The 18,405-nt window shown below is 68.6% G+C and carries 17 protein-coding genes; 4 read left to right on the plus strand and 13 right to left on the minus strand.

Translation table 11 applies throughout. The features are described 5' to 3' along the window. Positions 1–753: 753 nt before the first annotated feature. Positions 754–1,056 (plus strand): hypothetical protein, encoded by a 303-nt coding sequence (locus ACWTPI_RS11620; protein WP_059413459.1) that lies wholly within the window; start codon positions 754–756, stop codon positions 1,054–1,056. A gap of 76 nt (positions 1,057–1,132) precedes the next feature. After that, positions 1,133–1,282: a hypothetical protein gene (locus tag ACWTPI_RS11625; RefSeq protein WP_020206101.1), complete on the plus strand. Its 150-nt coding sequence runs from the start codon at positions 1,133–1,135 to the stop codon at positions 1,280–1,282. Positions 1,283–1,739: 457 nt separating this feature from the next. Here the strand turns inward: ACWTPI_RS11625 and dusA are convergent, their stop codons facing one another. The 4 genes from dusA to ACWTPI_RS11645 form a co-directional block, all read right to left on the minus strand. After that, positions 1,740–2,753: a tRNA dihydrouridine(20/20a) synthase DusA gene (dusA, locus tag ACWTPI_RS11630; protein ID WP_454731724.1), complete on the minus strand. Its 1,014-nt coding sequence runs from the start codon at positions 2,751–2,753 to the stop codon at positions 1,740–1,742. A gap of 133 nt (positions 2,754–2,886) precedes the next feature. Beyond that, the gene (locus tag ACWTPI_RS11635; RefSeq protein ID WP_454731725.1) at positions 2,887–3,111 is read right to left on the minus strand and encodes a hypothetical protein; all 225 of its coding nucleotides are present in this window, start codon (positions 3,109–3,111) and stop codon (positions 2,887–2,889) included. A gap of 64 nt (positions 3,112–3,175) precedes the next feature. Next, complete coding sequence (locus ACWTPI_RS11640; protein ID WP_020206115.1) at positions 3,176–3,397, minus strand: hypothetical protein; 222 nt, start codon at positions 3,395–3,397, stop codon at positions 3,176–3,178. Between the two features lie 18 nt (positions 3,398–3,415). After that, a complete protein-coding gene (locus ACWTPI_RS11645; RefSeq protein WP_059413401.1) occupies positions 3,416–3,901 on the minus strand; it encodes a lecithin retinol acyltransferase family protein in 486 nt (161 codons plus the stop codon). A 527-nt stretch (positions 3,902–4,428) separates the two neighbouring features. Between ACWTPI_RS11645 and ACWTPI_RS11650 the strand changes: the two genes are divergently transcribed. After that, positions 4,429–4,716 (plus strand): hypothetical protein, encoded by a 288-nt coding sequence (locus ACWTPI_RS11650; protein ID WP_020206117.1) that lies wholly within the window; start codon positions 4,429–4,431, stop codon positions 4,714–4,716. 91 nt (positions 4,717–4,807) lie between these two features. Beyond that, entirely contained in the window at positions 4,808–5,578 is a 771-nt protein-coding gene (locus ACWTPI_RS11655) for a PP2C family protein-serine/threonine phosphatase (protein WP_454731726.1), read from the plus strand. A 20-nt stretch (positions 5,579–5,598) separates the two neighbouring features. Here ACWTPI_RS11655 and ACWTPI_RS11660 read toward each other — a convergent pair whose 3' ends face one another. The 9 genes from ACWTPI_RS11660 to ACWTPI_RS11700 all read right to left on the minus strand — a co-directional run bounded on the left by ACWTPI_RS11660 (position 5,599) and on the right by ACWTPI_RS11700 (position 18,245). Further along, positions 5,599–6,915: a sigma-54 interaction domain-containing protein gene (locus ACWTPI_RS11660; RefSeq protein ID WP_029044264.1), complete on the minus strand. Its 1,317-nt coding sequence runs from the start codon at positions 6,913–6,915 to the stop codon at positions 5,599–5,601. A gap of 48 nt (positions 6,916–6,963) precedes the next feature. After that, positions 6,964–10,023 (minus strand): ABC transporter transmembrane domain-containing protein, encoded by a 3,060-nt coding sequence (locus ACWTPI_RS11665; RefSeq protein ID WP_454731727.1) that lies wholly within the window; start codon positions 10,021–10,023, stop codon positions 6,964–6,966. A gap of 25 nt (positions 10,024–10,048) precedes the next feature. Next, positions 10,049–10,801, minus strand: a complete 753-nt coding sequence (locus ACWTPI_RS11670) for a peptidylprolyl isomerase (RefSeq protein ID WP_059413399.1) — start codon at positions 10,799–10,801, stop codon at positions 10,049–10,051. An 83-nt stretch (positions 10,802–10,884) separates the two neighbouring features. Further along, complete coding sequence (locus tag ACWTPI_RS11675) at positions 10,885–12,267, minus strand: HlyD family efflux transporter periplasmic adaptor subunit (protein ID WP_020206898.1); 1,383 nt, start codon at positions 12,265–12,267, stop codon at positions 10,885–10,887. Beyond that, entirely contained in the window at positions 12,254–14,881 is a 2,628-nt protein-coding gene (locus ACWTPI_RS11680) for an FHA domain-containing protein (protein ID WP_454731728.1), read from the minus strand. Before ACWTPI_RS11680 ends, ACWTPI_RS11675 begins: the two co-directional genes overlap by 14 nt. Before the next feature lie 167 nt (positions 14,882–15,048). After that, positions 15,049–16,464 (minus strand): efflux transporter outer membrane subunit, encoded by a 1,416-nt coding sequence (locus ACWTPI_RS11685; RefSeq protein WP_454732471.1) that lies wholly within the window; start codon positions 16,462–16,464, stop codon positions 15,049–15,051. Between the two features lie 224 nt (positions 16,465–16,688). Further along, positions 16,689–16,955 carry a hypothetical protein gene (locus ACWTPI_RS11690; protein WP_454731729.1) on the minus strand — a complete coding sequence of 89 codons (267 nt, stop codon included), beginning with the start codon at positions 16,953–16,955 and terminating at the stop codon, positions 16,689–16,691. A 378-nt stretch (positions 16,956–17,333) separates the two neighbouring features. Then, on the minus strand, positions 17,334–17,777 hold the full coding sequence (locus tag ACWTPI_RS11695) for a DUF4399 domain-containing protein (protein ID WP_059413396.1): 444 nt from the start codon (positions 17,775–17,777) through the stop codon (positions 17,334–17,336). Positions 17,778–17,819: 42 nt separating this feature from the next. Continuing rightward, entirely contained in the window at positions 17,820–18,245 is a 426-nt protein-coding gene (locus ACWTPI_RS11700; protein ID WP_059413395.1) for a DUF4399 domain-containing protein, read from the minus strand. Positions 18,246–18,405: the final 160 nt, after the last annotated feature.

The raw sequence follows: 18,405 nt of genomic DNA on the forward strand, positions 1-18,405 counted from the left end.
CCCTCCGAAGAAGAACCGAACATGTTTACTGTGCGAGCACTTTATAACTTGTAAGCTAGAAGACCGAAGTCTCCCGCGTCCGCTATCAAGCGCCCACACTTATCGGTTGTTTGTTTGTTAAAGAACTTGCCGCGGTTCGCTTTGCTTACCGCGTCGCTGCTTCGTTGTCAGCAGCAGAGAAACGAGATTATGAAGAACTTTCTACGTTTCGTCAACAGGTTTCGCAATCTTTTTTTGCTTCGATCAGCCGCGCCATCCGCGCCACCAACCTCACCCATTCCCCCGCAGCCCTTGTCCCGTCTGCCTTTGCAGACAAGCTTCGTGTTGCGAGGGAGCGAATATTAAGGCCACCAACCCACCTTGGCAAGCGTTTTCTGAAATAATTCTGTGCTACCGCCATAAGTTGACTATGACGCATATTTGACACTCACGAATGTCGGCACGCGAAGGGCATGGCTCCGTCATGCCTCCTCATCGAGCCACAGAGACAACAAGACCGTCCGCATGGCCTGCGCCGTCGTCACGGACTACCTGAGGGCGCCCATCCAACCCCGCCCGCAACGACACGATCAGGCGACGGCAACCTCGACACGCAGCCGCGGCGGCCTCACCAGAACCGGACCGGCTTAACTCTGAATTAGAAAAGTCTCAGTAGGAATAGGTGCAGATTGCGCTATTTTTGCAAGCATCGCCGAGACGCGCCAGTTGCCTTACCACCCGCCGCCGGCCCCTCGGCCCCACGGAAGAACAGTGATGCGGCCCACCTCCAGCACCAAGCACACCCTCAAGCTCGCAGCCTCCCTCTGCCTCGTGGCTCTCATTTTCGGCAGCGCCTACGGCCTGTTCGGCTCGCCCGCCGCGGCCGAGCTGCCGGCGGCGGCGAATGGCCCTCATGCCAATGGCATGCTGTCGCTGCTGATGGATGTCCTCGGACCGATTGCCGCGATCCCCGCCTTGATCGGTATCTGGTCGCAACGCTTTCCGTTTGTCGGCGGCCTGGTGCTGGCCTGCCCCGCCATCGCGGTATTGCTGCTGCACCGGTTTGTCATCGGCTGACCCGGCCAGGAACCAAACCCCGCGATCCGGCGCCCAAACAGGAACGCGGCATCCGCCGCGACCTTGGAAGGTCATCATGAACTACTTCGCACGGAGCCTGCTGGCCGCCTGTGCCGTCCTCGTCCTCGCCGGCGGCTGTGCCAGCCCGGCCGGCGACGGCAGCGGCTCCGGCATCACCACTTACGGCACCGTGGACATCGGCATTTCGAGCGAGCGATCGAAATAGCGCGGCGGACCGCCGCCGCAGCCACGCCGCCCGCTGGACGGCGAAAAAAAAGAGCCCGCAGCGCGGGCCCTCCAATTAGCGATCTCAATTGCCCTGAAGGCTCTAGTAATCTAGACGCCATTTCCCATTCGTACCATCAGGGTAAACGGAAGACCACACCAAAAATCCGCGCCACATTGCCGCCAATACCCAATGGCATTAGCCACCGGTTGCGCCAAAAAAAAGCCCGCGCAAGGCGGGCTTAATAATCAGTTGAAGAAAGCCCCGTATTCGAGGGCAAGCACAGTGTATGAATTTGCCGCTCCCGCACGAATTAGGGGAATCCCTTTGCCGGCGCGGCAAAGCGGGCTGCTGGCGAGGTCAAGTGCCCGTCGCTGCGCCCTGCGCCTCGCCTGCACGAAAACCATATTCGAAGTTAGAGGAAAAACTCGACCCGCGGCGGGCCGGCAGCGTGCGCTCAGGCCGCCTCCAGCGACACTTCGCCGCCCGGCTGCAAATGCGCGCGGGCTTCCTCGAACATGGCGTCCACCCCCGCGCGCGTCCGTACCGCATGCATGCGGCGCGCATCGGACAGCACACGCCGCCAGCCGCGCCCGCCGTGGATGCCACGGTGCAGGCCCAGCATGTGACGCGTGACCGCGCCCATATAACCGCCCTGCTCCACCAGGTCGCCGATATAGCGCTGCATCGCCAGCTCCACTTCGAGCCGGGACGGCACCGGCGTCCGCGCGCCATAGAAGCGCGTATCCACCTCGGCCAGCACATAGGGCTGGTGATAGGCTTCGCGGCCGATCATCACGCCGTCCACGTGCGCGAGATGCGCATCCATCTCGTCGTGCGTCACGATACCGCCGTTGATCAGGATCTCGAGGTGCGGAAACTCGCGCTTCAACTGGTAGGCCACCTCATAGCGCAGCGGCGGGACCTCGCGGTTCTCCTTCGGGCTCAGGCCCTTCAGGATCGCATTGCGCGCATGCACGATGAAGGTCTCGCAGCCTGCTGCCGCGACCTTGCCGACAAAATCGCGCACGAAGCCATAGTGCTCGATCGTATCGATGCCGATGCGGTGCTTGACCGTCACCGGCACCGACACCGCATCGCGCATCGCCTTCACGCAGTCCGCGACCAGCTCCGGCTCGGCCATCAGGCAGGCGCCGAACGCGCCACGCTGCACGCGCTCGGATGGGCATCCGCAATTGAGGTTGATCTCGGCATAACCCCACTGCTCGCCAAGCCTGGCGGCCGCCGCCAGGTCCGCCGGCTCGCTGCCGCCGAGCTGCAGGGCCACCGGCTGCTCCGCCGCATCGAAATCCAGGTGCCGCTTCACGTCGCCATGCAGGAGCGCCCCGGTCGTGACCATCTCCGTGTAGAGCCAGGCGTGGCGGCTCAACTGCCGGTGGAACATGCGGCAGTGGCGGTCAGTCCAGTCCATCATCGGTGCGACGGAAATACGGCGGGAATTTGGATTCATCGTGCTACGGCGTCAAACGACCGCGCATCGCGCGGCCAGCCAGGAAGAAAGGAAGGCCAAGAGTATACGGCAGCGCGCGCCGGCGCGCTGCCGCGGCCGGCATCCGCCTGTCGATGCCGCGCCGATCCCCGGCCTAATTCACCCGCCCCGCGTCGATGGTCTGCATGGCCGACGCTTCGGCCAGCGCCAGCGCCGCCTCCGCGGAGGGCGCGATGCCGGCGTCCTCCTCGAAGGAAACCTGCGGGGCATCGCCGCCGAATGCGTCGGCGATCACCACCGTGGCCGAGAAGCCACCGCCGGCGCACGCCACCGCGCGGGTCAGCACGGCGTAACCGCCATATTCGAATGTGCGCTCCATCGCTCCCTCCCTCTACCGGGCATGACGCCATCATAGATGGAACCGCGCCGGCCGGGGCGGGCCGTCAAGCCGCATTCAGCGACGGCGGGAACACGCACCAGCCGCAGTCGCCATGCCGGAAGAAGAACATCGAGAGCTGGCCGGACGGGCCCGCCACCTCCACCCGCACGCAGCCACCCTGCCCGGCGCGCGCGCCGCGCACGCGCGTGATGCGCGCCGGCGCGGCCAGCCGCGCGCCGAGCCACTTGTCGATCAGTCCGCGCAGGGATACCCGGGTCGTTTGCATGTCAGTCTCCTGGCAGGTTCAGGCGATGCGGGCGCCGAAGTGGGCGCCGCGCCATTCGGTTTCGATCAGCGTCCTGAGCAGGACCACGACCGTGTGCACCGCCACGGCCGGATGGTGCAGGCACGCTTCGACCTGCTCGCTGCGGGCTTGGCCCAGCAGGCACCACGAGCAGAAGTGCTCGCAGTTGTTGGTGAGCAGGCGGTAGTCGTCTTCGCCAAGGCGGGAGCGGGCGCGCGCGACGGCTTCGCGGCCGACGTAGCGGGCGCAGGGGTTGGCCTTGACGCTGACCGCGTGGCCGGCGGCGAAGTGTTCGAGGCTCACTTCTTCCACCGGGCCGCGATGCAGCGAGCCGGCGAACCCGGCGTAGTGGACCACCTTGCCCTCGCCGATGTAGATGCCGTGATGGGCGTAGCCGCGGCGTTCGGTGACGAGGTGCGCGCCGAGCGGGTAGTCGGCTTCGGCGGCTTCGGCGGCTTCGTCGTGGCGTTGGTCTTGGTGGTTCATGGCGGCCTCGGATCTGTTTGCTTGCTGCAGGCATTGCCTGCTGGTTGCAGCCATATCCGCATCAACCGTGCCATCGGCCACCGGCCCAGGCGTCATCAGGGAAAGCGGGAAAAACGGCGGGACCGGCGCCACAAGAATGTCGTGGGCAGCCCAACATCCCGGCGCGCTTTGTGTTGGCCGCGCGCCGTCATTGCGCGCACCCGGCGGCAAGCGGACGCGCCGCGCCGACGCGAATCCGAAGCACACCGAAACCGCCATTGCGCGAACGCGCGGCGCGGCACGAAAACAGACGGGCCGCAGCCACCAGTTCCGGCGCCCATGTTGGCGCACCGCCAACTCGCCAGCGCGCGCGGCCACGCGCCGCATCGGCGTGCCCCGGGCCGCAGGCCGCCCCGGCTGGCGGTTCCGGGCTGGCGCGGCGCGCGCGCCGGATGCCGGCGCCGCACTGGCATGCGCCTTGCTCATGGAAGGGAGACGGCATCACGGCCATCGCGCAACCATCCCGCAACCACCACCGGAGACCGATCATGGCATCGCTCGCCATCCACGACCTCTACAACGACCGCACGCTCGACGGACGCGCCATGTCGGCCATCCGCGGCGGCGGCGCGCCCTGGGTATTCGGCTGGATCCAGCCCTACCAGCCAGCCAGGCCGAGCCTCGGCCCCGTCGTCAACTTTTACGAGATCAACAACAGCTTCTATGCTGATCAGATGGTGAATCAGTTCCAGAACATCGACGTTCGCAATTCGGCACCGGGCGCGAACATCAATGTGCAGGCGGGACAAGGCGCGCGCAACGACGGGCACATCTGAGCCCGCCCGGAGCGCGACGCGCGGCCGCGCCCGCGTCCATGCGACCGGGCCGCGCGGCGCGCGCCGGCCGGCCCGCGCAACGGAGACGATCGTGACCTGTGCATCGCAATTCCGCTGGACTTCAGCCGCGCGCACCGACGTCGGCCTGGTGCGCGAGCGCAACGAAGATGCCTGCCTGTCCCGGCCCGAGCGCGGGCTCTGGGTCGTGGCCGACGGCATGGGCGGCCACGCGGTGGGCGACTATGCCAGCAATCTGGTGGTGGAAACGCTGGACCGGCTGGGCGAGCCGCGCAGCCTGGAAGGCCTGCTCGACGATGCGCGCACGGCGCTGCTGGAAGTCAACCGCGCGCTGCTGGCCGAGGCCACGCGCCGGCAGGTGCGGCGCATCGGCAGCACCGTGGTGGTGCTGATGGCCTGCGAGCGTTTCTGCGGCTGCCTGTGGGCCGGCGACAGCCGCATCTACCTGTACCGCGACGCGCACCTGACCCAGTTGACGCGCGACCACAGCCGCGTGGAGGAGCTCAAGGCGCGCGGCCTGATCACGGCGGAAGAAGCGCTCCACCATCCGGCGCACAACACCATCACGCGCGCGGTGGGCGCGAATGCCTCGCTGGAACTGGAGCAGACCTGGATGGAGGCGGCCGACGGCGACATGTTCCTGCTGTGCAGCGACGGCATCAGCAACGAGCTGCGCGACCCGGAGATCGCCGGCTTCCTGGCCTGCGGCGACTGCGAACTGGCCGCGCAGGCCCTGGTGACGGCGGCACTGGAGCGCGGCGGCCACGACAATATCTCCGCCGTGGTGGCGCGCGCCGAAGACCTCTACGCCAACGACAAGACAATGGTGAATCCCGCGCTCTAGGCGCGGGGCCGGCCATTCCCCTAGCCCGCCTTGCCGCTCTGCGCGGCCTGGTGGCGGAAATCCTTCGAATGGATGCCGTGCTTCTTGAGCAGCATCTGCAGGTGCGAGCGGTTCATGTCGAAGCGCCTGGCCAACTCCGCCACGGTGCCGCCCACTTCGTGCAGGCCGCGTTCGAGGAAGGCGCGCTCGGCCTCGTCGCTGGCGGCGCGCTTGGCTTCGCTGAGCGAGGTCGCGGTGGTCGCGTCCACGCCGCCGGCCGCCGCCACCCCGCCCGCCACCAGCGCGGGGCCGGCCGCCCGCGGCCGGATGTCCTGCGGCAGGTGCTCGAGGTCGGCGGTGTCGCCGGCCAGGCACGAGACCCGGTACATCAGGTTGCGCAGCTCGCGGATATTGCCCGGGTAGGCGTAATTCATGAGGAAATCGCGCAGGCGCGGCGTCAGCTTGACCGGGCGGCGCTTGAGCGAGCCGGCCGCCTCGTCGCCGAAGAACGCCACCAGCAGCGCGATCTCGTCGCGGCGCTCGCGCAGCGGCGGCAGCGTGACGTGGATCACGCTGAGGCGGTAGAACAGGTCTTCGCGGAACTTGCCCTCCTCGCTCAAGCGCCGCAGGTCGCGGTTGGTCGCCGCCACGATGCGCGTGTCCACCGAGATGGTCTCGTCCGAGCCGACCCGCTGGATCTCGTGCGCCTCCAGCACGCGCAGCAGCTTGACCTGCCCGGTGAGCGGCAGCTCGCCGATCTCGTCGAGGAAAATGGTGCCGGTGTGCGCGCTCTCGAACTTGCCGCGCCGGTCGCTGGCCGCGCCGGTGAAGGCGCCCTTCTTGTGGCCGAACAGCTCGGACTCGATCAGGTTCTCGGGAATCGCCCCGCAGTTCACCGAGATGAACGGCTTGTCGGTGCGCGAGCCGTTGGCATGGATCACCTTGGCCATGAGCTCCTTGCCGGTGCCGCTCTCGCCGTCGATCAGCACCGGCAGGTGCGTCGGCGCGGCCTTCTCGGCGATCTCCAGCGCCTCCAGCAGCTTGGGGTTGTCGCCGAACGTGCCCTCGAAGATGAAGCTGCGCTCCAGCAGCGCCTGGCGGCGCTCGCGCGGGCCCAGGTCGGCCGCCGGCTCGGGCTCGGCCGGCTCGGCCACCGCGGCCTGCACGAAGCGCTCCTTGTGCGACAGCTGCATCACCTCGTCGCGCAGCGTGGTGGCCTGCTTGAGCAGCTTCTCGATGTCGGCGCGCTCGAGCCTGGAGGCCCAGCGCAGCGTGGAGCGCAGGATCTCGATCTTCTCGATCAGCCCGGCGTAGGACAGGGTGCTGCCGACCGCGCCGCCCTGGTTGAACAACTTCATCTCGCCCTCCCCCTGCGCGCCGACGCGCAAGCCATGCTCAAGCCATGTTCAGGCCGCGCTCAACTGCTTCTGCACCAGCTGGTAGTACATGCCCTTGCGCTCGAGCAGTTCCTCGTGCCGCCCCTGCTCCACGATGCCGCCTTCGTACAAGACCAGGATCTTGTCGGCGCGCATGATCGTGCTGAGCCGGTGCGCGATGATCACCGCGGTGCGCCCGCGCAGGATGTCCTGCATGTTGCCGAGGATATTGCTCTCGGACTGCGTGTCCAGCGCCGAGGTGGCCTCGTCGAACACCAGCAGGCGCGGGTCGTGGTACAGCGCGCGCGCAATGCACAGCCGCTGGATCTGCCCGCCGGACAAGCCCATGCCGCGCTCGCCCACCACCTGCTCGTAGCCCAGCGGCAGCTTGCTGATGAAGGCGTGCGCGTCGGCCATCTTGGCCACTTCCTCGATGTGGCGGCGGTCCGGGCTGTCGTCGCCGCAGGCGATGTTCTCGGCGATGGTGCCGGAGAACAGCAGGTTGCTCTGCATCACGTAGCCGATCTGCGCGCGGTAATACTCCTTGTCGATCACGCCGAGGTCGTAGCCGTCCACCGTAATCTTGCCCTCGCTGGGCACGTAGAAGCCCACCAGCATCTTGGCCAGCGTGGTCTTGCCCGAGCCGCTGCGCCCCACGATGGCCAGCAGCTCGCCGGGCTTGATGCTGAAGCTGATGTTCTCCAGCACGTAGGGCGTGTCGTTGCCGCCGTAGCGGAAATACACCCCGTCCAGGCTGATCTCGCCCTGCAGGTCGGGCAGCATCACGCGCGAGGGCAGGTCCTGCGGCTTCTGCTCCGGGTCCAGGTCGAGCACGTCGCCCAGGCGCTCCATTGCCACGCCGGCGTCGTTGAGCTGGCCCCACAGCGACACCAGCCCCATCAGCGGCGCCAGCACGCTGCCCATGAAGGCATTGAAGGCGATCAGTTGGCCGATGGTCAGCTCCCGCTGCAGCACCAGGTTGGCGCCCACCCACAGCACGGCGATGGTGGTGGCGGCATTGAGCAGCTGGCTGGCCAGGCCGACCACGATATGGAACGCCTGCGCCTTGTACTGCAGCTCGAGCGCCTTGGCGTACTTCTTTTCCCACTTGAGCCGCACCGCGCGCTCGATGCCCATGCCCTTGACCGTCTCCACGCCGCCCAGCGTCTCCATCAGGTAGGAGCGGGCCTCGGTGGAAGTGGTGAAGACCTCGCGCGCGTAGGCCTTCACGCGCGGCGTGGCCAGCACCGTGAGCGCCGCGATCGGCACCACGAAGGCCAGCAGCACCAGCGTCATCTTGACGTTGTAGAGGAACATGATGGTGAAGTAGATGAACACCATCAGCAGGTTGAGCGCGGTGGTCACGGTGGACTCGGTCAGGAACGCGCGGATGGTCTGGTTCTCCTGGAAGCGCGCGAAGATGTCGCCGGTCTTGCGCTTGGCGAAGAACGAGAACGGCAGCGACATGGTGTGCCGGAAGAAATGCGACATCATGGCGAAGTCCATGTTGCGCACCATGAAGTTGGCGAGATAGGCGCGCACCGTGGACATCAGCTGCGAGAACACGTTGGAGACGATCAGCCCCACGATCAGCAGATTGAGCAGGCCCACGTTCTGGTGCACCACCACGCCGTCGAGGATGTTCTGGATGATCAGCGGCGGCACCACGCCCAGCACCTGGATCACGAAGGTCGCCATGAACAGATGGACCAGGATGCGCTTGTACGGCGCCAGGTAGCCGATGAAGCGCAGCCACGGCGAGCGCGCCACCGCCAGTTGCGCCATGCTCTCCCCGGCGGTAAACAGCAGGCAGGTCCCGCTCCAGCCGCGCTCGAATTCCTCCACGCGCATCTTGCGGAATCCCAGCGCCGGGTCCGCCACCCACACCCAGCGCCTGGACACGCCGTAGACCACCACGTAGTGGTAGCCCTCCCAGTGCACGATGAACGGCAGCGTGAAGCCCAGCAGCGAATCCTGCGTGCACTGCACGCCGCGCGTGGTAAAGCCGAGCGACTCGCCCGCGCGCGCCAGGCTGTCCAGCGTGGCGCCCTGCGTGGTCACGTTGGCCAGTTCGCGCAGCTTGCCCAGCGTCATCGGAATGCCGTAGTGGCGGCAGATCATCGCCAGGCACGCCGCGCCGCAATCCATTTCCTCGGCCTGCTCGACCAGCGCGAAGCGGCGGATCACGCGCTCGCCCATTTCCGGCTTGGAGGCCAGGTCCAGCATCACCGGATGCTTGCGGCGCTCGGCCAGCTTCTTCTGGCGGTGCAGCTCGCGGTCGACGAAGCGGATGCGCTCCTCCAGCACCTCGCGCAGCCTGGGGTTGCGCTCGATGATCAGCTGCACGGTCTTTTCCGGGATCACCAGCAGCCGCGCGTCGGTCACGGCGACGGCCGAGGCGATCTGCTCCTGCCGCATCACGCAGGCCCGCTCGCCGAAGATGTCGCCCTGGCGCAGCGTGGCCAGCGGAAACTCCACGCCGTCCTCGGTGCGCACGATGCGCACCTCGCCCTGCCGCACCACGTAGAGGCGGCGGTCCTCGCGCGCGTCCTGGCGCAGGATCTCCTTGCCGGCCGATATGCGCTTGACGCCCACGCTGCGCACCGCCTCTTCCAGCTCGGCCTTGTCGAGCTTGCCGCGCAGGTCGAACAGGCGCGCCACGAAGCCGCCCGCCGAGCTGATCGCCACGTAGCTGGCGATGAACGCCATCGCCGCCGGGTTCTGCGCCGCCAGCGGCTCGGTCACGCCGCGCGGGATGAACAGCAGCTCGGTCTTGCCCGACGCGCGCACCGACGATTCGTGCCGGTACTCGCGCAGCATGGCCACGTCGGCGAACACCTCGCGCGCCTTGCGCACGCCCAGGCTCACCTCCTTGCCGTTGTCCTCGTTGAACACGCGCACCGAGCCGGCCTTGACGATGAACAGGCCGCCCGCCGCGTCGCCCGCGTTGCACACGGTCTCGCCGAAGCCGTAGGTCAGCGATTGCGCGTGCTCCGCCAGCCGCTCCAGTTCCTCGCGCGAGAACGGCGAGAGGATCTCCACGCCGGCCAGGAAATCGGCGAGCGGCTGCAGTTCGGAGCTGGCTTCCATCGCTTGGTGCCCCCGCGCCGGCGCGCTAGCGCGCTTCGATCACATGTTCCTGCGCCCTGGCCATCAGCCAGTCCTCGCGCAGCAGTCGGCGCACCTCGGCCGCCACTTCGGCGTCGAGCACGGCCGGGTGCTTGTCGCTCACCATGAAGATCTCGAAGACGGCGCGGTCGGCCGACGGGAACGGCCCGAGCAGGTCGCCGGCGGCGGCGTTGAACACCTTGGCCTCGATGTCGGCGCGCAGCGAGCCGCGCAGCACCTTGCCGATGGCGCCGCCCTGCTCGCGCGTGTCGGCGATGGAATGCTCGCGCGCCATCTCGGCGAAGCTGTCGGGGTCGTCGCGCAGGTAGGAGATGAGTTCCTTGGCCTTGCCCTCGGCGTCCACCACGATGTGGCTGATCTCGATGCTGTCGAACTTCGGCGAATGGAGCTTGAAGTAGGCATCCACCGCGCGCTCGTTCGTCACCTCGGCCATCATTTTTTCCTGGTAGAGGCTTTCGGTGATGAAGGTCTCGAACTCGTCCAGGCTGACGTTGAGCACGTCGAGATAGTGGTTCATGTCCGCCGCGCGGTGCAGCCCCTGCACGCGGCGGAACTGGTCGGCGCGCTCCTGCACCTCTTCGGGGGTGACGCCGATGCGCTGCTTGCGCGCCGCGTGCACGGTGAGCTTGTCGCGCACGATCTGCTCGATCAGCCCCTCGAACTGCCCCGTGAGCTTCAGCACCCGGATGAACTCCTCGACGCCGATGATCTCGTCGTCGACCCGCACAATCGCTGTCATGTTCCGTGCTCCTCGCTCGTTGCCGCACGCGCCGTGCCGGGCACGCCGCCCCTCCCGCCCCCGCCCTGCGCGCCTTGTGCCCGTCAGCCCGCCACCTGCCGGAACGGGTCCAGCCCCAGGTCGATCAGGCGCCGCTCGCGCACCACGATTTCCGCCGTGGCGGTCATACCGTAGCGCAACGGATATTTGCCGTCCGCCACGGCGTAGTACGTCTGCGCCAGCCGCACGCGGCCTTCGTACACCGGCTGCCGGTTCTGCCCCGCCAGCTTGGTCGCCGGCGAGATGTATTCCAGCGTGCCGTTGATGAGCCCGTAGCGCTGGTAGGGAAAGGCATTGAACTTGAGCTTGACCGGCAGCCCCTCGCGCAGGAAGGCGCGGTCGCGCTCGGCGATCTCGATCTTCAGCACCGGGCGCGCGTCCTTGGGCGCGATGCCGCCCAGCGGCGCGTTGGCCTGCACCTTGTCGCCGCGCTGCGTGGAGCTCACGTCGGTGATGACACCGGCCACCGGCGCCAGGATCAGCAGGAAGTTGTCCTTGTCGATGTTCTCGAAGCGGATGCGCGCCGCCGCCTCGGCCACCAGCCGCGCGGTCTGCACCTGCAGGCGCAGCTTGTCCTCGGTGTTGCTGATCTCGCGCAGCGCGGCGTCGTACTGGATGCGCAGGTTGGTCAACTCCTGGCTGCTGCCCTCGAGCTGCACGGTGGCCTGGTTGAGCTCCTGGCTCAGCCGCGAATCGAGCTCGGTCAGGCGCGACTGCGCGATGCGCAGCGCGTTCTCCGCCTCCACCGCGGCATTGCGCTTGCCCTCTACCTGCGACTGCGACACCCCGCCGCCGCCCGGCAGCGCGAACAGGCGCGCGTACCGGTCCTGCTCCTGGCGCGTGAACTCGCGCTGGCGGCGCGCGTTGTCGAGGTTGCTGCGCGCTTCCTGCAGCTGCGCGCGCTGCTGCTCGGCCAGGCGCGTGGTGCCCTCCGCGGTGCGGTTCTCGTGCAGGCGCTCGGCCACCTCGATCTGCTTCTTGAGCGCGGCCGCCTTGCGCTCCATCAGCAGCTTCTTGTCCGGGAACTGCTGCCACTCGCGCTCGGAGTCCTGCAGCTTGAGCTGGGCCTCCAGCGCATTGGTGGCCGCCTCGATCGCGCCGCGCGCGTTGAGCCGCGCCAGCACGTCGTCCTTCGACACCGGCTGCCCCTCGGCCACGTAGAGATCGGCCAGCTCGCCGTCCACCGGCGCGTAGAAGCGCCGCACTTCCGACTCGGGCGCGAGCGTGCCGTCCGCCGTGACGATCACATCCGCGTGGCCGACGAACGACCACACCAGCGCGCACAGCACCAGCAGCACCATCACCAGCACCGAGACCTGCATGATCTTGAGCGGCTCGGCGCTGAGGATCGCGATACCCTCGGCGCTGTGGTCCTCGAGCGCCTCGTGCAGCGGCTTGAGGCGGTTGTCGCGGTTATCGTCCTTCATCGCGCCTCCCGCCGTCCTTCTCTCCGTCCCTGCCTCCGCCCGCCGCCACGCTCTCGCCGCCGTCCGCCGCCTCGGCGCCGATCAGCGCCAGCTTGCCCTTGAGCACGGCGGGGTTCAGCACCATGCGCAGCTCCTGCAGCGAGCGGCGCTGCAGCTCGGCCTCCGCCTCGATGTCGTCGCGCACCTGGCTCCACTGCGCGGTGTCGCCGACCTTGAGCTGCGCGTAGATGCGCATGCCCTGGCGCGCCTGCGCGCTGGCGCCGGACAGCAGCCGCGCCTGCGCGCGGAACTTGGCCGAGATCTCCGGCTCCAGGCGCTGCTCGCCGCCGAGCGCGCCGTCGCGCCGGTACTGGCGCCAGCTTGCCAGCGCGCCGTTCATGAGCGCCTGCGCGCGCCGCAGCGCGGTGTCGTGGATGGCCGCCACGTCCGGCTCGATGGCTTTGACGAAATAGGCGTCCTGCGCCGGATCGAGCACGGCGTAGAAGGACAGCAGGCGCTCGTCGTAGCCGCTGCCGCCGCGCCCCTTCTGCAGCTCGCCGAACTGCGCGGCCACCGCCTGCCGCCGCGCCAGCTCGCTGGCCGCCGCCTCGGCCCAGGGGCCGCCCTTGATCTGCTGCAGGGCCGCGAAGGCGGCGCCGGCATCGCCCGCGCGCCAGGCCTTGTCCGCGTCGCCGTACAGGCGCGCCACCTCGGGCGTGGGCAGGCGGCCGGCGGCGAGCTCGCGGTAGCGCGCCTGGAACGGCGGCGTGGCGAAGCCGGCGCCGGCCATCTGCGCCACCACCGGGCCGAGCGCCGTCGCGCGCAGGGCGGCGTCGAGCTCCAGGTAGCGCCGCAGGTCTTCCTTGAGGCGGTCCATGCCGGCGAGGCGCGGATATTTCTCGGCGTAGTCCGCCAGCACGGGCTGCAGCGCCTGCGGCGCATCGCCGGCCAGCCCGGTGGCCAGCGCCGCGTTGAGGCGATCGATGGCGGCGAGGTAGACGGAATCGTCGCTCTGCAGCTTGCGCACGTAGCTCAGCGCCACCGCGTAGCGGTCCTTGAACGCGGGCACGTAGGCGGAAATGCGGTCGAGCGCGCGCTGGTGCGCGGGGATGTCGGCGTTCCAGTCGCGCAGCAGGCCGCGGATGGCGGCCTCGTCGGCATACATGCGGATCGGCGCGTCCACGCCGCCGCGGCCCGCCACGAAGCGGTCGAGCCGGCCCAGCCACGCCATCTCGTCGAGCAAGGCGCGCGCGTCGGCGTTGTGCGCGCCGAGCGTCTTCATCCGCGCCAGCGCCGCGTCGGCGCCGTCGAAGTCGCGCGCCTGCAGCCTGCCCATCCAGGCGGGCACATACGCGCGCAGCAGCGCCTCGGTGCCTGCGGCCTTGAACTGCGCGTTGTCGGGATGCCGCGCGAGATAGGCGTCGGCCACGGCGGCGGCGCGCGGGAAATCGCCGCCCGCCATGAGCGCCTTCATCTCGCGCTCGGGCGCGCCGCGGAAATAGAGCACCAGCAGCAGCGCCACCCCCGCCAGCGCCGCCGCCGCGCCCCAGCGCGCCGCGCGCCTGAGCTGCGCGCGCTCGCCGGCGCCGAAACCGGCCGCCAGCCGCGCCATGACCAGCGCGTACTTGCCCTGCGCCTGCGGCTTGTCGGCGGCGGCACCCTGCGCCGGCGCCACGGCCTCCTGGTTGACCTCGTCTTCCTGCCGCGCGGCGTAGTCGACGCAGAAGATGTCGAGGAACGATCCCGGCGCCGCCACGAAGGTGGTCTTGTCGGGGTCCTGCGCCGGCGCGGCGGCAACCGGCGGCGGCACCTCGGCGGCCGGCGGCGCGGCGCTGGCTTCTGGCGGCTGCGGCAAGGCCGAGCTGGTGACGGTCGCATCCTGCGTGGGCTCGGCCCGCATGCCGACGCGGTAGGCGAAATGGTTGCCGCCGAACGCCAGCAGGTCGTGCTCGGCCAGCGCCACCGCATGGTCCTCCACGCGCGTGCCGTTGACGAAGGTGCCGTTGGTGCTGCCCAGGTCTTCGACGAAGGGCTGCCCGCCCCTGAGGAAAATGTGCGCGTGCCGGCGCGAGACGTAGTTCACCTGGTGCGGATAGGCGTCGCGGTAGCGCGCGAAAGTCTCGTCGGCCTTGCTGGCGAGGAACGGAAAGCCGGTGATCTCGATCGGCTGCAGGCCGAGGTCGCCGCGTTCCGGCGTCAGCGTCAGCACCACCGGCGGGTGTGCGGCCGGCGGCGCCGGCGCGCGCGGGCACAGGCGCACGCGGTAGGCCAGCGCGCTGCCGAAGCGCAGCTCGTCGCCGTCGCGCAGGCGCGCCGGCTGCTGCGCCACGGCCGCGCCGTTGAGCGTGGTGCCGTTCTTGCTGCCGAGGTCGGCGATGTAGGCCGCGCCGTCCTCGCTGAAGATGCGCGCATGCCGGCGCGACAGCACGGCCGCCACCTCGGCGGGATAGGCGGCGAAAGGCGCTTCGGCGCGCCCCACGGCAAACAGACTCTCCTCGATGCGGATCTCGCCGAGCGCAGGATGCGTGACAGGCGCGAGCACGATGTCGAGCCGCGGCGCCAGCCCCGGCGAAGGCGCCGCGCCCTGCCCCGCCGCCGCCCGCGCCTCGTCGATCAGAGCCTGGTCTGAAGCCATGTTTCGCTACCACCAACAGCGCTTGGGCCATGCGCGTGCGCCGGCGGCAAGCCATTTTTCATGGCGGCGGGGCGGGCCCGCAGGCCGCCGCGCCGGGAACGTGCTGACAAGGACATAGTAGGCCAGGCCCGCCGGTAGTCAATCGCGCGGCCGCGCGCGCAGCGCGGCTATTTCGCGTCCTGCTGCGACACCTGCCGCGGTCCGTCGCCGGGCGCGTTGGCCACGGCCACGCTGGGCCACCCGCCGCCGAGCGCCTTGTAGAGGGTGACAGTGTCGGCGAGGATCTGTTGGTGGTTGGCCAACAACTCGAGCTGCGCGCCGAGCAGCGAGCGCTCGGCCTCGAACACGTCGAGCTGCGACACCACGCCCTCCTTGAGCTGCGCCTCGATCTGCGCCGAGACCACGCGCAACTGCGCCACCTGCTGCTGCAGTTCCACGCGCTGCTTCCTGTGCGCCTCCACGTTGACCAGCGCATTCTCCACTTCCTCGAACGCGGTGATGACGGTGCGGCCGTATTCGCTCTCGGCCACCTTGGTCTGCGCCTCGGAGGTCTTCACGCGGGCGCGCACGCCCGGGTCCAGCATCGGCAGGTTGATGCTCGGCATGAAGCCGAAGGTGAAGGACTTGAGCAGGTCGGTCAGCGCGAAGCTGGAGGTGCCGCCGCGCCCCGTGAGGCTCAGGCTGGGCAGCTGCGCCAGCCGCGCCTGGCCGACCAGGTTGTACGACTCGAGCACGCGGTACTCCGCCGCCACGATGTCCGGGCGGCGCGACAGCAGCTGCGACGGTAGCCCGGCCGGCACCGGTGGCAGCTGCACGCGCTCCTGCAGGCGCCCGGCCGGCACATTGAACACGCCCGCCGGCACGCCCACCAGCGTGCCCAGCGCGTTCTCGGAGAGATCGCGCCCGCGGCGCAGCTCCAGCAGGTCCTTGGTCAGGCGGTTGATCTCGGCCTGCTGCTGCATCACGCGGACCTGGGGAATCAGGCCGTTCTGGAACATGGCCTGGTAGGTGACGAGGATCTGCTTGTTGCGGGCCAGCGTGCGCGCCTGCTGCTCGCTCTGCTCGTCGAACTGCAGGATCTGGAAATAGGTGGTCGACACGGCCGACACCAGGGTGAGGTAGCCCGCACGCCAGTCCGCCTCGGTGGCGTTGAACTCCGCCTTCTGGGCCTGCACGCCCTTCTCGACCTTGCCCCAGATGTCGATGTCCCAGTTGACCTGGGTGCCGAGGTTGTAGGTCCGGCTCAGCGACTGCCCGGTGGTCTTGTCGAAACTCACGCCGGCGCCCACGTCGAAGACCGGCAGCGCGCCCGCCCTGACTTCGGCGATCTGCGCGCCCGCCACCTTGATGCGCGCGGCCAGCACCTTGATGTCGTAGTTGCCGACGATGGCCTTGTCGACCAGGCCGTCGAGATACGGATCGCGGAAGGCCTGCCACCAGTTCGGCACGATGGTGTCCGCCGGCGACACCGTGATCGCGCCCTGGCGCGACCATTCGGGCTTGGCCGGGGTGTCGGGGCGCTGGTACACCGGCGGGCGGAAATCGGCGCAGCCGGCCAGCGCCAGTACCAGCCCCAGCGCCATCGGCAGGGTGGCGCGCGCGGCGCGCGCGGCGAACGGAGTAAGCAAGCAAGGCACGATCGTCTCCCGCGAGGAACCAGGCTGGTCTCGCCATACGCTGTGCATTCATTGTGTATCCGCCCGCGGCGCGATCCAACCCGAAATTGCAGGCTGGCGGCCTTGCCCGGCGGCGGCGCGAAACGCCTTGCGCGCGTCCCGCCCGACATGGCGGGCGGGACGCGGCGGCATCAGCGGTAGATGTTGTTGGTGGCGTTCTGGGTGCTGTCGACGTGCGAGCGGATGCCATCGACGAAGGCGGCGTTGTTGCCGTTCATGTTGGTGACGCTCTGGGTCTGGCCGATCAGCTGCGAGGCGTTGAAGGTGGAGTCGATCTTGACCGCGCTGAACACGGGCAGGACGGGCAGGAAGACCGTGCCGCCGCGCACGGCGCGCATGGCGCGGGCGTCGAGTTGTTCGGTGACGGACAGGTCCTTGATGACGAGGGTGGTTTGCATGGTGGTTCTCCTGAGAGCGGTTGGCTGGTTGGGCCGTTGGTGATTGGGACTTCGGTTCGTTTGGTGTTGAGCATCGTTGCTGCGCTCGGGAGGTACAAACGCATGGAGTGTGCCAAGGCGGGCCGGGCCGACGCGGATTGCCCGCAAAGCCAGGCGGCATGCGGGTTTGCGGTTCGGCTCGGCACATCGCGGGGGCTGGCACGCACTGCCGCGCTGACGGGTGCGGACCAACACCATCGCGCCACGGTGTCTGCCGCCGGCAGACAAGTGCGCGCGGCGCGCGCTTGCGCAAGAAGACAGGGGGAAAAAGCGCAGGAGGAAAATGACGCCGCCGGACGCGGCGGTCCGGTCATGGCGCGCGCGGCGCGGGCCGCGCGCTCACTTCACGTAGATCGTGATCTTCCGGGAATAGATCGGCGGGTTGTGCGGGATGTGCTTGTCGTCGGCCATCAGCAACTGCAGCGTGTGCTTGCCCGGCGGCAGTTCGATCGTGGTCTCGGTCTCGCCCGCGCCGAAGTGCAGGTGGTTGCGGTCGTTGGGGATTTCCTTGTCCATCGGCGGCAGGTCGGTGTCGATCAGCAGATGGTGATGGCCGCTGTTGGGAAACGTCACGCCGCGCGGCGCCACGCCCATGCCGCGCAGGCCGAACCACACCTTGATCGGCTTGCCGGCCGGCAGCACCTGGTTGTTGTTGGGGAAGCCGATGTACAGGTAGGCATTGGGCGGCGCCGGCGTGGGGCCCGCCGCCACCGCATGGCCCGGCATGCCGCCGTTCAGAAGCAGGCTGGCTGCGAGCGCCGCGCCCAGGATGAGCTTACGCATGGACTTTCTCCCGACTTTCTTCCGCCGTGTTCCGCCAGCGGCCTATCGGACGGTGATGGTGATCTTCTTCGAATACACCGGCGGATCGTGCGGCTTGTGGTTGGCATCGCCAAGCAGCAGTTGCAGCGTGTGCTTGCCCGGCGGCAGCTCGATGCGCGCCTCGGTCTCGCCCGCGCCGAAGTGCAGGTGGTTGCGGTCGTTGGGGATTTCCTTGTCCATCGGCGGCAGGTCGGTATCGATCAGCAGGTGATGATGGCCGACGTTCGGCATGTCCACGCCCTTGGGCGCGACGCCCATGTTGCGCAGCCCCATGCGCACCCAGAACTTGCCGCCGTCGATCACGGCGCCGTCGGGCGGCCAGATGATGTAGACCTCGGCATTGGGCGGGGCGGGCGTGGAGAAGGAGATCGAGGGCAGCGGAGCCAGCAGCGCTGCTGCCACGGTGCCGAGCACGGTTCGCCTGTGCATCTGAAAGCCCTCCCCTACGACGATCCGTGCCGCGTGTGCGGTGTGGATTTTTTCTTGCTCCTGACCGGCGCCCGAGCATTTTCGTCCTCCAGCTTAGAACGGAAAAACGCAAAAAGATACTCGGCGCACCCGGCCGCGCGGCACGCGCGGCAAGCGGTGG

It is taken from the genome of Cupriavidus ulmosensis (assembly GCF_977008105.1).